The organism is Kribbella sp. NPDC058693, from assembly GCF_042715335.1.
Classification (GTDB): Bacteria; Actinomycetota; Actinomycetes; order Propionibacteriales; family Kribbellaceae; genus Kribbella; species Kribbella jiaozuonensis.
In genome coordinates this window covers 1058483-1072888 of sequence record NZ_JBHXSQ010000002.1, presented here as the reverse complement: position 1 = coordinate 1072888, position 14406 = coordinate 1058483, and the positions used below count along the sequence as shown (strand labels likewise).

The 14406-nt window shown below is 68.6% G+C and carries 11 protein-coding genes; 7 read left to right on the top strand and 4 right to left on the bottom strand.

Features of this window, described 5'->3' with window-relative positions:
- Nucleotides 1-32: 32 nt before the first annotated feature.
- Nucleotides 33-2045: a glycogen debranching N-terminal domain-containing protein gene (locus ACFWUU_RS14730; RefSeq protein ID WP_380175875.1), complete on the top strand. Its 2013-nt coding sequence runs from the start codon at nt 33-35 to the stop codon at nt 2043-2045.
- Here ACFWUU_RS14730 and ACFWUU_RS14725 read toward each other — a convergent pair.
- The gene (locus ACFWUU_RS14725; RefSeq protein WP_380175873.1) at nt 2003-2626 is read right to left on the bottom strand and encodes a LysE family translocator; all 624 of its coding nucleotides are present in this window, start codon (nt 2624-2626) and stop codon (nt 2003-2005) included. The genes ACFWUU_RS14730 and ACFWUU_RS14725 overlap by 43 nt on opposite strands.
- A gap of 75 nt (nt 2627-2701) precedes the next feature.
- Here ACFWUU_RS14725 and ACFWUU_RS14720 point away from each other — a divergent pair, with 75 nt between their 5' ends.
- A complete protein-coding gene (locus ACFWUU_RS14720) occupies nt 2702-4156 on the top strand; it encodes a PLP-dependent aminotransferase family protein (protein ID WP_380175871.1) in 1455 nt (484 codons plus the stop codon).
- A 94-nt stretch (nt 4157-4250) separates the two neighbouring features.
- Here the strand turns inward: ACFWUU_RS14720 and ACFWUU_RS14715 are convergent, their stop codons facing one another.
- Entirely contained in the window at nt 4251-4481 is a 231-nt protein-coding gene (locus tag ACFWUU_RS14715) for a hypothetical protein (RefSeq protein ID WP_134100067.1), read from the bottom strand.
- A gap of 391 nt (nt 4482-4872) precedes the next feature.
- Between ACFWUU_RS14715 and ACFWUU_RS14710 the strand changes: the two genes are divergently transcribed.
- Genes ACFWUU_RS14710 through ACFWUU_RS14690 form a run of 5 tightly spaced genes read left to right on the top strand, consistent with a single transcriptional unit; the run spans nt 4873 to nt 10279 of the window.
- Nucleotides 4873-6957, top strand: coding sequence for a type IIA DNA topoisomerase subunit B (locus ACFWUU_RS14710; protein ID WP_137255276.1), 2085 nt, complete (start codon nt 4873-4875; stop codon nt 6955-6957).
- Nucleotides 6958-6987: 30 nt separating this feature from the next.
- Complete coding sequence (locus ACFWUU_RS14705) at nt 6988-7923, top strand: RNA polymerase sigma factor (RefSeq protein WP_380175869.1); 936 nt, start codon at nt 6988-6990, stop codon at nt 7921-7923.
- 55 nt (nt 7924-7978) lie between these two features.
- Nucleotides 7979-8836, top strand: coding sequence for an alpha/beta fold hydrolase (locus ACFWUU_RS14700; RefSeq protein ID WP_380175867.1), 858 nt, complete (start codon nt 7979-7981; stop codon nt 8834-8836).
- On the top strand, nt 8833-9639 hold the full coding sequence (locus ACFWUU_RS14695; protein ID WP_380175866.1) for a GNAT family N-acetyltransferase: 807 nt from the start codon (nt 8833-8835) through the stop codon (nt 9637-9639). Before ACFWUU_RS14700 ends, ACFWUU_RS14695 begins: the two co-directional genes overlap by 4 nt.
- A 10-nt stretch (nt 9640-9649) precedes the next feature.
- Nucleotides 9650-10279 carry an HAD family hydrolase gene (locus ACFWUU_RS14690; protein ID WP_380175864.1) on the top strand — a complete coding sequence of 210 codons (630 nt, stop codon included), beginning with the start codon at nt 9650-9652 and terminating at the stop codon, nt 10277-10279.
- Here the strand turns inward: ACFWUU_RS14690 and ACFWUU_RS14685 are convergent.
- Both ACFWUU_RS14685 and ACFWUU_RS14680 read right to left on the bottom strand, forming a co-directional pair.
- Nucleotides 10272-12377 carry a Xaa-Pro dipeptidyl-peptidase gene (locus ACFWUU_RS14685; RefSeq protein WP_380175862.1) on the bottom strand — a complete coding sequence of 702 codons (2106 nt, stop codon included), beginning with the start codon at nt 12375-12377 and terminating at the stop codon, nt 10272-10274. The genes ACFWUU_RS14690 and ACFWUU_RS14685 overlap by 8 nt on opposite strands.
- 45 nt (nt 12378-12422) lie before the next feature.
- Entirely contained in the window at nt 12423-14405 is a 1983-nt protein-coding gene (locus ACFWUU_RS14680) for a hypothetical protein (protein WP_380175860.1), read from the bottom strand.
- Nucleotide 14406: the final 1 nt, after the last annotated feature.

Genomic DNA, 14406 nt, shown 5'->3' with positions numbered 1-14406 from the left:
CTGCCGCAAACCGGGGCCTTTAGGGTGGAGACATGTCCCCGCTCCACGAACTTGTCACCGCTCTCGCCGCTCCCTGGGTGGTTCTCTCACCTCGATCCGGTCAGCTCACCGGCACCGGCGCCGAGGGGGTGTACGCGCGGGACCGGCGAATCCTGTCCCGACTGAGCGTCACAGTCGACGGCCGGGAACCGATCCCGGTGCACGTCGACGAACGGGACGCGGCCACCCATCAGTACGTCGCGATGGTCGAGGGACTCGGCGACACCCGGCACGACCCGACCGTGATGCTGTACCGCACCCGCACGGTCGACAGCGACGGCATGACCGAGCAGATCACGCTGGTGAACCGTTCCCGCTCCACGATCGAGGGCCGGCTGGATGTTGCCCTGGGCACCGATCTGGCCGGCACCGCCGCGGTCCGCAGCGGCGCGGCCGCGAGCCTGCCGCAACTCGCGGCGCTCCCGGACGGTCCCGGCCGCACACGCTGGGAGAGCGACGACACCAGCGTCGTCGTCACCGCCGATGCCGGCATGACGGCGACGCCACGGCTGGAGCCGGGGGAGGAGTTCACCCTCACTCTGCGCGTCACAGCGGACTTCCCGAAGTCGACCACCGGTTTCTCGATCGAGCCGCCCGCCGAGCGCACGCCGTACGACGTCACTGTCCGCTGCGACGACAAGCGCGTGGACCGCTGGATCGACCGCTCGCTCGAAGACATCAGCGCGCTCCAGCTGGCCGCCGCCGACGACCGGTACCTCGGCGCCGGCCCGCCCTGGTACCTCACGCTCTTCGGCCGCGACTCGTTGATCTCGTCCGGCATGCTGATCCCGGTCGATCCGGCCCTTGCCGCCGGCACCCTCCGCGCGCTGGCTGCCTGGCAGGGTACGAAGGTCGACGCCGAGTCGGCCGAGCAGCCCGGCAAGATCCCGCACGAACTGCGTGCCGAGGTCGCCGACCACGGCGGCGGCCTGGTCCTCCCCGCGGCGTACTACGGCACCCACGACGCGACCCAGCTGTGGATCACGACCCTGCATAAGGCCTGGCGCTGGGGCATGCCGGCCGACGAGGTCCGCGACCTGCTGCCGAACCTGCAGCGCGCTCTCATCTGGATGAAGGAGTACGCCGATCCGGACGGCGACGGCTTCCTCGAGTACGTCGACGAGTCCGGCCACGGCCTGGCCAACCAGGGCTGGAAGGACTCCGCGGACGCAGTCCAATGGCCCGACGGCACGCTCGCCACTGCACCGATCGCGCTGTGCGAAGTCCAGGGCTACGCGTACGCCGCCGCGGTGAAGGGCGCGGAACTGCTTGAGGCCCACGGCGAGTCCGGTGACGAGTGGCGCGAATGGGCCGTGGCGCTGCAGGAACGGTTCCGCAAGACGTTCTGGGTCGACGGCTACCCGGCGATCGCACTCGACGGCGCGAAGAACCCGGTCGCCGGCCGGGCGTCGAACATGGGCCACCTGCTCGGCACCGGCCTGCTCGATGCCGACGAGGAGCAGGTCGTCGCCGACGTCCTGGCCGGTGCCGACCTGAACAGCGGCTTCGGCCTGCGAACGTTGTCGACGGCAATGACCCGCTTCAACCCGCTCGGCTACCACACCGGCAGCGTGTGGCCGCACGACACCGCGATGACGGTCCAGGGCCTGTTCGCGACTGGCCAGTCCGACGTGGCTTCGTCGTACGTCGAGGGCCTGATCCGCGCGGCGGAAGCATTCGGTTACCGACTCCCCGAGTTGTACGGCGGGCGCGGTACCGGCGATGAGAACACGCCGACGCCGTACCCGCTCTCGTGCCGTCCGCAGGCGTGGGCAGCCGCGTCCGCCGTCGCCGTGGTCGTCGCTGCCCTCGGCATCGAGCCGGATGTCCCAGGCGGCACCCTGGTGATCAACCCGGCGGAGTCGATGCCCTGGAACGCCCTTGAAATAAGGGGTTTGCAGGTCGGCGGCGAGACGTTGTCCGTGCGCCTCGACGGCGACGAGCTGACCGTGCTCGAAGCGCCTCAGAGTGCGGTGATCAGGGCGAACGCCGACAGCCCGAGGTAGATCGCCGCGACGACCAGGTTCCGCGCGCGTCCCGTCGTTCGGACCGAGCGGAAGCGTCGGCCGATCGCATCGGCGCCGACGGCGTACGAGAGGTCGAGGACGAGGCCGATGAGCATCGCGCCGACGCCGAGCAGCAGCATCTCGGTACGGAGCTGGTCGGGCCCGGCTCCGCGGGTGGTGAACTGCGGGAGGAACGCAAGGAAGAACAGCGCCGCCTTCGGGTTGAGCAGATTCACCACGACGCCGTCGCGGAACACCCTCCCCAGCGGTGCCGGTGCAATGCCGTTGAGCTCGGCGCTCGATGCCCTGAGCGTCTTGATGCCGAGGTAGGCGAGATAGAGCGCGCCGGTGACCGTGATCGCGGTGAACAACGCGGGCGAGGCCTTCACCAGCGCGGCGAGACCGAGCGCTGTGACGACGATGTACACGAGCGTCCCGGTCTCGATCGCGAGCGCGGAGACCACGCCGGCGCGGCGTCCCTGGGTGAGGCTGCGGAGCGAGATGTACAGGTTGTTCGGCCCCGGCATCCCGACCAGCACCACCGTCGCGCCGGCGAACCCCAGCACCTGACCGATTCCCATGCGGACTAGCCTGGCGGCGCGAGAAGCAGTCCACCCGAGCCAATTGGGGGAGAAGTGGACCGTTCTGGAGACCCCTTGGCCCTGGCTCACCTGATCGGCCATCGGCTGACAGGTCGCTCCGGAGGCCTGTACCGCCGGCTCGCCGACGAGATCGCTGCTCTGATCGGCTCGAGCGAGCTCCCGGTCGGCGCACGCCTCCCGGCAGAACGCCGGTTGGCCGAGTCGCTCGCGATCAGCCGCTCGACGGTCGTCGCGGCGTACGACGAACTCCGCGCCCGCGGCCTGGTCGAGAGCCGGCGCGGCAGCGGTTCGACGGTGGCACGCGCGGCCGGGCGTGGCCGTTCACGAGCGGACAAGCACATGCCCACCGGGTACGGCGAGTCGCTGTTCCACCGGATCACGGTCGGCCCCGGCGAGGTCATCTCGCTGACGTACGCCGTCGATCCCGGCCTGCCCGAACTCTCGTCGGAGCTCATCGACCTCGCGTCCACCGAGCTACCCGCACTGCTCGGGGACGTCGGCTACCACCCACGCGGTCTCCCGGTACTGCGGGACCGCATCGCCGACCACTTCACCGACGGTGGACTGCCGACCTCGCCGGACGAGATCGTCGTGACGACCGGAGCGCATCAGGCGATCGCGTTGGTGACGCAGATGTACCTGCGCAGCGGCGCCGCGGTCGCGATCGAGCAGCCCAGTTGGCCGGGCTGCTTCGACCTGTTCGGGGCGGCCGGCGGGCGAGTGGTCGGCGTACCACTGGATGATGCCGGGATCCGGCCTGATCTGCTGGAGGCGGCGTTCGCGGAGCATCAGCCCGCGATGTTGTTCGTGATGCCGACGTTCCACAATCCGACCGGCCGGTTGATGTCGGCGAACCGGCGACGGCAGGTCGCCCAGCTCGCCGCGAAGTACGGCGTCGTCGTTGTCGAGGACAACGCGTACTCGGCGTGGGATCCGTCCGGGCCGGCGATCCCGCCGCCGCTGGCTGCGTACGCGCCGGACGATGCGGAGGTGCTGACGATCGGGTCGGTGTCGAAGGCGGTGTGGGGCGGTCTGCGGATCGGCTGGATCCGCGCGTCGCGACCGTTGGCGGAGCGGCTGGCCCGGCACAAGGCGTTGGCCGATCTCGGCAGTCCGTTGATCGATCAGGCATTGACCGCGAGATTGCTGCCACGGCTGGCGGACCTCACCGCGACGCGGGCGCGGTTGGCGACGGCGCGGAAGAAGTTGATGGGGGAGTTGCTGACCGAACGTCTGCCCGAATGGGAATGGTCTACACCGGTCGGCGGGTCCGCGCTGTGGATCCGGCTGCCGGATACGGACGCGCGAGTCTTCGCCCAGGTCGCGTTGCGGCACGGTGTCGAGGTGGTGGCGGGCCTGGCGATGGATCCGTCCGGCTCGCACGACGACTACCTACGGGTGCCGTTCGCCTACTCCGAACAAGTGCTTGATGATGCGGTGACCCGGCTCGCGCGGGCCTGGCAGGAACTGCGGCGGCACGGCCCGGGTCCCGGAGTACCTGTCGTGTAAACGGAAGGATGGCGGTCACCCGTCGGGGTGAACCGCCATCGAAGCCTGTATGACTTTGGCGCCGCCGTTGGCGCGTTTGGAACAGCCTTGGGGGTTACCGCTCTTCTTCCGCGGCGACCGTCTGGGTGGCTTCGAGCCGACCGGTCTCGTCGTGGATCGTGATCGCGATGTCGCGCAGCTTCTCCGAGTGCTCGCGGCCGTGGTGGGCGCAGAAAAGTAGCTCCCCACCGCTGGTCAGGGTGACTCGGACGTAGGCCTGCGCACCGCAGCGGTCACAACGATCCGCGGCCGACAGGGCCGAACTCGGGGCGAGTGCTGTAGTCATTGAGGCCTCATCTCATCTAGTTCCGTACTCACCAGATAGCAACATCCTGACACGCGGATCGCTTCCCGGTGGGGACAACGTGTCCGTATGTGAGACGAACCACCTGTCCTCGTATGACGCTTGTTGACGGGGAATCGTTTCGTGAACGGCGGATTTTGTGGTGAGCCACGGAGGCTGGGTGCTTCTTCTCTCACTGTGCGCCATGATGTCGTCACCGTGTGCTGAGAATCGGAGTGTCGTACGCCACTTCGAATCGAGTCCGGATCGATACCTGTCGCATCACCCATCTCCTGTGCCCAGCTGCATGCTCGCACGGGCCCCGCCTGCCGCGTTTTGGGGGTGCGGCCGCATAGGCTGTCTGTGTCAGTGTGTGAACCAGTGAAGGAGCCCTGTGGCCGCCCCGACGCCTCGTAGTACCGAGATCGACCCGGCGTACAACGCCCGCCATCTGCTCGTCCTCGAGGGTCTCGAGGCCGTCCGGAAGCGGCCCGGTATGTACATCGGCTCGACCGACAGCCGCGGTCTGATGCACTGCCTGTGGGAGATCATCGACAACGCCGTCGACGAGGCCCTGGCCGGCTTCGGCGACCAGATCGACGTCGTGCTGCACAAGGACGGCTCGGTCGAGGTGAAGGACCGCGCCCGCGGCATCCCGGTCGACATCGAGCCGAAGACCAAGCTCAGCGGTGTCGAGGTGGTCTTCACCAAGCTGCACGCCGGCGGCAAGTTCGGCGGCGGTTCGTACAACGCGTCCGGTGGTCTGCACGGTGTCGGCGCCTCGGTGGTGAACGCGCTGTCCGCGCGGCTGGACGTCGAGGTGGACCGCGGCGGCACGATCTGGACGACGTCGTTCCGGCGTGGCGTCGCAGGCGAGTTCGAGGGCGAGGGTGCGAATGCCTCGTTCACCCCGGCGAAGGGGCTGCGGAAGGCCGGCCGGGCGAAGAAGGGTGTCACCGGCACCCGGATCCGGTACTGGGCGGACCGGCAGATCTTCACCAAGGACGCGGCGTTCAACTACGACGAGCTGGTGACCCGGGCGCGGCAGACGTCGTTCCTGGTGCCGGGGCTGCTGCTGGTGATCCGCGACGAGCGTGGCGACGAGGTCACCGAGGAGCACTTCAAGCACGACGGCGGGATCAGCGAGTTCACCGAGTTCCTCGCGACCGACCAGAAGGTGACCGACGTCGTCCGCCTGACCGGGACCGGCCACTTCACCGAGACCGTCCCGATGCTCGACGACGCCGGCCACATGACGCCGTCCGACGTCGAGCGCGATCTCGAGGTGGACATCGCGGTCCGCTGGGGCGACGGGTACGAGACCGAGCTGCGGTCGTTCGTGAACATCGTGGCCACGCCGAAGGGCGGTACCCACGTCAACGGTTTCGAGCGCGCACTCTCGAAGAGTTTCACGAATGCACTTGATGGCACCCGGCTGCTGAAGAGCGGCGAGGAGATCATCAAGGACGACGTGCTCGAAGGTATGACCGCGGTCGTGACGGTGCGGCTGGCCGAGCCGCAGTTCGACGGCCAGACCAAGGAAGTTCTCGGTACGCCGGCGGCGTCGCGGATCGTCGCCAAGGTCGTGCAGTCGGAGCTCGAGGCGTTCCTGACGTCGACGAAGCGTGAGCACAAGGCACAGGCGCGCGCCGTACTGGAGAAGGTCGTTGCCGCGTCACGGACGCGGGTGGCGGCTCGTCAGCACCGGGAGTTGCAGCGGCGCAAGACCGCGCTGGAGTCGTCGGCGCTGCCGGCCAAGCTGGCCGACTGCCGCAGCAACGACGTCGACCGGTCCGAGCTGTTCATCGTCGAGGGTGATTCGGCCCTCGGTACGGCGAAGCTCGCGCGCAGCTCGGAGTTCCAGGCCCTGCTGCCGATCCGCGGCAAGATCCTGAACGTGCAGAAGGCGTCCGTCGGCGACATGCTGAAGAACGTCGAGTGCGCGTCGATCATCCAGGTCGTCGGCGCCGGCTCGGGCCGCACGTTCGACCTGGAGCAGGCGCGGTACGGGAAGATCATCTTCATGGCGGACGCCGACTCCGACGGCGCCCACATCCGCTGCCTGCTCGCGACGCTGTTCTTCCGGTACATGCGACCGCTGGTCGAGGCGGGGCGGGTCTACACGGCCGTGCCGCCGCTGCACCGGTTCGAGCTGACGAACCCGAAGAAGGGCCAGGAGAAGTACCTGTACACCTACAGCGACGCCGAGTACCAGCGGAAGACGGCCGAGCTGATGAAGAAGGGCGTCCGCTGGAAGGAGCCCCCGCAGCGCTACAAGGGTCTCGGTGAGATGGACGCCGACCAGTTGGCGGAGACCACTATGGACCCGCGGCACCGCACCCTCCGCCGGATCACGGTCGACCACGCGGAGGAGGCGGCCAAGGTCTTCGACCTGCTGATGGGCAACGACGTCGCGCCCCGCAAGGAGTTCCTGGTCCAGGGCGCCTACGAGCTGGACGAGAACCGCATCGACGTCTGAGGCTTGGCAGTCTCACGTAGGGTTTTCGGCGTGATTGGACTGGCGAGCGGAGCGCCTCAGGACTCGGAGCTGCTGCGCGCCGCGAATGCGGGCGACGCGGGTGCTCTCGGGCTGCTGCTTGCCAGACATCGCGCGGGGATGCAGGCGGTCGCTGTTTCGGTCCTCGGCCACAGCCACGACGCGGAGGACGCCGTACAAGAGGCGGCGATGATCGCGTTGCGGCGGGTCGGCGATGTCCGGGATCCGGATGCTGTCGGTCCGTGGCTGAAGATGGTGGTGCGGAACGTTTGTCGCGCCCGCTTGCGGAAGATGTCGGCGGTCCCGGTGGCTGAGCCTGCGACGGTCGCGCCTGTGGATGTCGTGCCTGATCCCGCTGAGGTGCTCGACCGGCATGCGCTGCGTGACTGGGTCTGGACCGCGCTCGAGGACCTGACTCCGGGGCTGCGGTTGGTGACGTTGCTGCGGTACTTCACCGACGTGTCGTCGTACGACGAGATCGCGGCGCTCTGCAACCGGCCGGTCGGGACCGTACGCAGCCGGCTCCATCAAGCGCGGGCCAAGCTGACCGACGCGCTGCTGGCCGCGGCGGACGGGGTGTATGACGACGTCGCCGCCATGAACGCGCTGCACCGCGGGCTGGCCGACGAGTTCATGGAGTCCGGCCGACGCGGGCAGCTCGCGTCCACCATCGCCGACCGCTGGTCATCGGAGGCGCAGGTGCTGTGGCCGACCGGCAAGCGTACGGACAGCGCGTACCTGCCGGGTGCGTTCGACCGGGACGTCTCGGCCGGCGTGCGCCAGGAGGTGGTGAACGTCGTGGCCAGCCGCGAGGTCGTGATCTGGGAGGCGGCACTGATCAGCCCGCCGGAGGACCCGTCGCACTGTCCGCCGAGCGTCGTGTGGGTGCAGCACCTCGATCAGGACCGGGTCAGCAAGGTGCGTCTGTACCACCCGCGTGAACGCTGAGAAGAAGTTCGCGTCGCGATCGAACTTTCCCCGAACCTCACCGCATCCTGCGGGTATGAACGGAAAACACACTGTCGTCGTCGACGGCATCCGGCAGGTCTATGAAGCGGCAGGCACCGGACCGGTGTGCCTCGTGCACTCGGGCGGCCCCGGCGTACATCCGGGCTACCTCCGGATCCCGGAGCTGGAGAGCTCGCTGACGATGGTCTACCTGCACCCGGTCGGTTCCGGCGAGAGCGATCTGCTTCCGGACGGGGACTACTCGCTGTCCCGCTACGCGGACTTCGCGGCGGCCGTGCTCGATGATCTCGGCGCGGAGACCGGCTACTTCCTGGGGCACTCGCACGGCGGGTTCGTCGGGCTCCAGTTCGGCATCGATCACGCGGACCGGCTCCGCGGACTGATCCTGTACGACACCGCGGCCGTGTACGGGCCGGAACTGTTCGAGGTGGCGACCCAGGAGATGGCGGCGTTCGTGAAGCGCTGGCCGGATCGTCCGGAGGCCGGCGAGGCGGGGCGGTTGTGGGACGCGGCCACCGTGACGCAGACGCTCGAGATCACCGACGACGAGTCGCACCGGCAGTACCTGTCCGGGATCCTGCCCGCGTACTTCGCCGACTACCGGGCCACGATCGCGCGGGTCGGCGAGTTGACGCTGCAGACGAGGCACGACCCGAACCGGCTGCCGGTCGAATGGGACGTCCGCGACCAGCTCGGCACGATCGACGTGCCTGCGGTGGTGATCGTCGGCAGCTACGACTTCATCTGCGCGCCGCGATTCGCGTACGAGATCGACGCCGGGATGCCCGACGTACGGCTCTGCGAACTGCACGACAGCGGGCATTTCGGGCACCTCGAGCAGACGGACGAGTTCGCCGCCGCGGTGCTGGACTTCGTGAAGGAGACAGCATGACGGTTCCGATCGGTCTCGCCGAGCAGACCGAGATCGCGGCGTACGTCGACTTCGTGGCCGGTGCGCCGGAGCCGTTGCGGGAGAAGCTGGGGATCAGCTCGCGGCGCGTCGGCGACCTACAGGCGCTGGTACTCCGCGAGGACCCGAGCGGCTTCTTCAACCGGGCCGGCGGATTCGAGTCGGTGAGCGTGGAGACGCTGACCGAGGTGTGCGACTTCTTCCGCGCGGGAGGGCTGTCCGCGGGTGCGTTCGCGATCGCGCCGTCGCTGCTGCCTGCGGATTGGGCGACGACTGCTGCGCAGCTGAACCTCACCGAGAGCACCCGCTTCGCGAAGCTCGCCTGCACGCTCGACACCGTTCCTGCCGCTGTCGACTCCGATCTGCGGATCGCGCGGGTCGAGCCCGAGCAGGCGGAGCAGTTCGCGACAGTGATGATGAACACCTTCGGGTTCACCACGCCGGCGATGATCGACCTGACTGCGTCCTGTGTGGGGCGCGAGAACTGGCAGCAGTACGCCGCCTGGGACAACGACGAACTCGTTGCCGTCGGCAGCATCTTCGTCAACGGCGCCTGCGCCGACATGTTCGGCGGCGCAACCACCCCGGCCGCCCGGGGTCGAGGTGCCCAGTCGGCGCTCCTCGCAGCCCGCCTACGCGGTGCCCGCGAGGCCGGGTGTCGTTGGGTCGTCGCCGAAACGGGCGCAGAAGGTCCGGGCGAACACAACACCTCCCTCCACAACATGCTCCGAGCTGGCTTCACCCACCTGTACGACCGGGTCACTTGGAGGTGGACCGCTGTGTGAGGGTTGAGTCATGACGCCACGGCTGGTCTGTTTCGACCTCGACAACACGTTGATCGATCGGGACGGAGCGTTCCTGGCGTGGGCACGCTGGTGGGTCGACCGCGCCGGCCTCGATCCGGCCGCGGTCGACTGGCTCGTTGCCCATGACAACGGCGGCTTCACACCTCGGGCCGAACTGTTCGCCGCCTTCGAGGACAAGTTCGGGCCGGCGATCTCGGTCGACGACTACGACCGCGAGCATCCGTCGTTCACCTGGGTCGAGCCGACCGTGCTCGACGGCCTGCGGTCGTTGCGTACGGCGGGGTGGCGCCTGGCCGTGGTCACGAACGGTGGCGTCGTGCAGCAGAGCCGGAAGCTCGCGCACACCGGGATCGACCGGGCGGTGGACTACTGCTGCATCTCGGAGGCCGTCGGCGTGCGGAAGCCGGATGCCCGGATCTTCGCGATCGCGGCGGAGGGGGCCGGGGCGGGGCTCGAGGGCGGGTGGATGGTTGGCGATCATCCGGCGTACGACATCGCCGGGGGGATCAACGCCGGCCTGAAGACGATCCGCATCGGCAACCACCATGCGGTGGATTCGCCGACTGCGGATCATCACTTCGATTCTGTGCTCGAGGCCTTCGCGGTGTTGGCTAGTTGAGGGCGTCGGCAAGCGCTTTGCGGCCGCCGACCACCGGGATGTCGATCGAGCTGTGGGAGAGGTCGAGGGTCAGCTGGGTGCCGGGGGTGGGGCGGATGGTGAAGTCGCGGTCGCTCGACAGGACCATCAGGGCCAGGCGGTTGCCGGCCGGGACGACGGTGTCCTTGGGCTGTAGGTCGACGTTCAGGTTGTACATCTTGCCGGCCTTGACTGGTGCATCGTTCCAGTCGGACAACCGGTTGGCCGGGTCGATCCAGCCGCGCGTGAGGATTGTGCCGTTGCCGGTCGGTGGGTAGCTGACCAGGGCCGCGGTCACGTTCGCCTTTGATGCGCTGAAGGCGAGCTGCAGCGAGGCTGACGGCGTACCGCTGATGCGGATCGGCTTGGTGAGCGGCGGCGTTTGGTAGATCAGCCGGACTCCCGATGATGGCGCGTTCGCCGACGTGATGGCAGGGATTGATGCGTCGTCGGTGAGGGTCTCGGTGGCGGACTTGGTCGGCTTGAACGTCAGCTCGCCACGAGTCGGGGCTCCGGGCGTGAGGTGGAGTCCTGCCTGACCAGCAGCCGGGTCCGGCCACTCGGCGTACGGCGTCGGGTTGGCGTTGCTGCATTGCAGGCTGACGGTCGCGCCATCGGCCACCCTCTGACCGGCCGCGGTGGCGACGGGGGAAGCGAGGACCAGGTGAGTTGAGTCGGGGATCTTCGTGATCAGCCGGTTCGTGTTGCTGATCGTGCCGTCGGCGTTGGTCTGCGGCACGGTCAGCGAGAACCCGATCCGGAACGGTCGCGTATCCGCCACCCCGAGCGTCGCCGTGTTCGACTGCTCTCCGGCCAGCGTGGTCTGACGCGGCGGACACGAGGCGGCCTCGCGAACGACCCACGATCGCGGCAACCGCTCCACCCCGTTCTGCACGCCGTACAGGTACCGGGTGAACCAGTAGTTGACGAGTACGTCGGGTGGCGCGCCGCCGTGGCCGCCCTGGTGGAAGTAGAACATGTGCGGCACGTGCTGCTTCTTCAGCGCGGCGTAGAACTGGGCCGCGTTCTTCGTCATCACGTTGAAGTCGTTATTGCCATGGGCAAGCAAGGTCGCGGCGCGGACGTTGCGCACGTCCTTCATGTAGTCGCGCTCCTGCCAGAAGCTGTTGCGGTTCCCGGTGGCGCGGTCGATGTGCTGCTCGATGTCGTCGATCACCGGCTGGCAGATCGTCCGCGCACCGGTCTCGTTGAGCCGCGAGTACACCACGTCGGCCAACACATCCAGGTCCTCGCCCTGGAAGGCGTTATTGTTGCCGGACGGGTTCGACGACGAGTGCGGCGCCCGGACCATGCCGTTCGCGCGGTAGTAGTCGTACCAGTCCGAGATCGCCGAGATCGGCACGATCGCCTTCAGACCGGCCACCCCGGTCGTCGCGACAGCCTCCGGCAGAGTGCCGTTGTACGACGTACCGATCATGCCAACGTTCCCGGTCGTCCAGCCGGCCACGGCTCGGGTCGAGCCGTCCTTGGTCGTGTACGCACGGGCTCGACCGTTCAGCCAGTCGATCACCGCCTTCGCGGCCAACGTCTCGTTTCTGCCGCCCGACGTCGGGCAGCCGTCCGAGTGTCCGGTGCCCGGCGACTCCGCGTGTACGACGGCGAACCCGCGCGGCACCCAGGTCGACTCGTAGACGGTGCTGATCACCGGGCTGGTGTCGAACGCCGCCCAGAACGGCGCCCTCGGCCGCGTCGCCGGCGGCGCTCCCAGCTCGTGGTCGACACCCCAGTTGCTGTACTCGTCCGCCGTACCCGCGTAGTAGGGGCTGTCCTCGAAGACGACCGGCACCTTCAGCCCCTGGGTCAGGACCTCTGACGGCGCGGTGAAGTCGGCGTGGATCCGATCCGGCTTGCCGTCGTGATCGCTGTCGAACGGTGCCTGGACCCACACCTCACCGCTGTACCAGTCGGCGGGATTGGTCGAGAAGACCGCCTGGGCGAGACCGTCGACGAACGTCGGTACTGCGGAGGTCGCCTGCTGCGACGCCTGTGCGGGAGCGGCAACTGCAGCGGCGACGAGTGCGGTCGCGGCCGCAGCGCTCACCAGAAGTCGAATCCTCATGCGTGGGCCCCTCCCGGCATTCGACGGGCGGATCGAACCTCTGAATCATCCGGCGCTGCTGGCCGGACCGCAACCGCTGGCTGCGCGGCGTACTACGACGACCGTGCCGTCCGGCTCGGGCACCTGCGCCTGGCCGTCCACGAACACCTCGAAGCCGTCGGGGCTGATCAGGATGTCGATCGTGTGGCGCGAATAGCTGAGACCACGGAGCGTGAGGTTGCCTGCGGCAACAGGTTGTGGACGGATGTGGAGCGAGCCGTCCGGGTTGGGGTGGATGCCGGCCAGGCCGGTGAGGATGGCCTCGGCTCCGGTGAGGCCGGCGATGATGTTGATCCGGCGGCCGGAGGCAGGCGCACCGGGCTTGTCGGAGTAGTGGTCCTGCGGGAAGTACGGATAGTGCTCGCCCATCCAAAACAGCCGGCGCAGCACATCCCAGGCGAGCTCGGGATGGCCTTGCTGCCACAGCGTGAGCGCGAGTTGGGGTGCCTCACCGGTGTACGCACCGGCACCCGACCAGTCGATGTCGGCGGTCTCGTAGTGCAGGTCGTCCTCGGCGCTGACGCTGCTGACGCCGTACTCGCCGAGGAACGATCCGAGGTGACCGAGGAGCTTCGCCGCGACCGGCGGCGGGCAGGCGCCGGTGCGCAGTACGTCGAACGCCTGGATCGAGTAGGCCAGCTCGGTGTGGCCGTCGGGGTAGCGGCTGCGGAACCAGCCGGCGTCGTCCCAGAGCTGATCGACGATCTCGGCCCGGATCTGTTCTGCGGACTTCCGCAGCTCGGTCGCGGGTAGGGCGGCGCCTGTCAGGTCGGACAGTTCGGCGAGGGCATCGAGCGCCCAGGCCCGCTCGGCGTTGGGGCTGGCAACGACGTGCTCCCAGCCGGCGCTCCGCATCTCCAGGAGGTTGCTCTGGTCGCCGTAGTCCCGCAGTACGCCGGTCCGGTCGTCTGGCTGGAATCGCTTGTCGAGAGCTGTGAGTACGTCGTACAGCCGGGCGATCAGGGCTGGATCCAGCTGACGTTCGGCTGCGGCCGCTTGGGTGAGGGCGACGAGGGCTGAACCGCTGTAGGCGTAGGCAACGCCGAGGCCGGTGCCGTCGGGGGCGATGGCGTACCGGTCGGTGAGATCCGCGTCGAGGAACGACTGGATGACGTCGAGAACGCTGTCGCCGAGCATGAGGCTCAGGACGTGCGGCGCGTAGCCGCCGGTGTCCCACGCATAGGAGCAGAGGGCGCCGCCGTCGAGGCCGGATGTCGCGATGAACGGCTGCGTGACGAAGTCAGGGTGATCCCACCAGCAGACGAGCCCGCTGGCGAGCGAACGGCGGTAGTACTGCTCGAGCCCTGGAATGTCGGACGTGAGCGTCGGGAGCCGGCCGAGCGCCTGGGCGATGCGGGACTCCCACGCGCGACAGGCGTCGTCTGCTGTCGATGCCGTGCCGACGTGAACGCCGATGGTGAAAGCCACCTCGCCCTCAGCTTCAAGAGTTGCCGTGAGACCGCTGTGCGTCAGAGTGACCTGCTCGCCTCGACCGGCGGCAGGTGGGACCCAGCCCCACTCGGAGAGCGGGACCTGGTGGGCTTCGGTCGCGGCCAGTTCCGGGCAGACGGTGATCTGGTGGGTGTTACTCGAGCGATTCCGGATCTGCAGCGTGAGGGCGTAGCCAGGGGAGCCGTGGTACGGCGTGAGAGTGGACTCGACGGCCAGCGAGGTCAGGCTGTCGGCGTATTGGTGGTAGGTGCCGCGGCGGACGATCCGGTCCGGCCGCCAGGTGCCGCCGGCCGGGAGAAGTCCGCGATTGCCGGCGCCCGGGCGGGCCAGGTCGACGACCCGCTGCCCGTCGACCTCCAGCGAGATCGTCAGACGGCTGTCGGGTGCAGCCAGCGGGGGAGCGAACCAGCCGCCGACCCCGCACACGGTCCCGGCCAGTTGGCTGACGGTCCCGGTACCGCTGCCGACCCAGATCTCTGCTGGGGGTACGGCGCGGCGCAGGTCGAAGGCGAAGTCGTCGAGGGCGTACGGCGGCATG

Bases quoted from the DNA above. Each gene is read 5' to 3' on its own strand.
- ACFWUU_RS14730 (WP_380175875.1), top strand. From the start codon at position 33: ATGTCCCCGCTCCACGAACTTGTCACCGCTCTCGCCGCTCCCTGGGTG.
- ACFWUU_RS14725 (WP_380175873.1), bottom strand. From the start codon at position 2,626: ATGGGAATCGGTCAGGTGCTGGGGTTCGCCGGCGCGACGGTGGTGCTG.
- ACFWUU_RS14715 (WP_134100067.1), bottom strand. From the start codon at position 4,481: ATGACTACAGCACTCGCCCCGAGTTCGGCCCTGTCGGCCGCGGATCGT.
- ACFWUU_RS14700 (WP_380175867.1), top strand. From the start codon at position 7,979: ATGAACGGAAAACACACTGTCGTCGTCGACGGCATCCGGCAGGTCTAT.
- ACFWUU_RS14695 (WP_380175866.1), top strand. From the start codon at position 8,833: ATGACGGTTCCGATCGGTCTCGCCGAGCAGACCGAGATCGCGGCGTAC.
- ACFWUU_RS14690 (WP_380175864.1), top strand. From the start codon at position 9,650: ATGACGCCACGGCTGGTCTGTTTCGACCTCGACAACACGTTGATCGAT.
- ACFWUU_RS14685 (WP_380175862.1), bottom strand. From the start codon at position 12,377: ATGAGGATTCGACTTCTGGTGAGCGCTGCGGCCGCGACCGCACTCGTC.
- ACFWUU_RS14680 (WP_380175860.1), bottom strand. From the start codon at position 14,405: ATGCCGCCGTACGCCCTCGACGACTTCGCCTTCGACCTGCGCCGCGCC.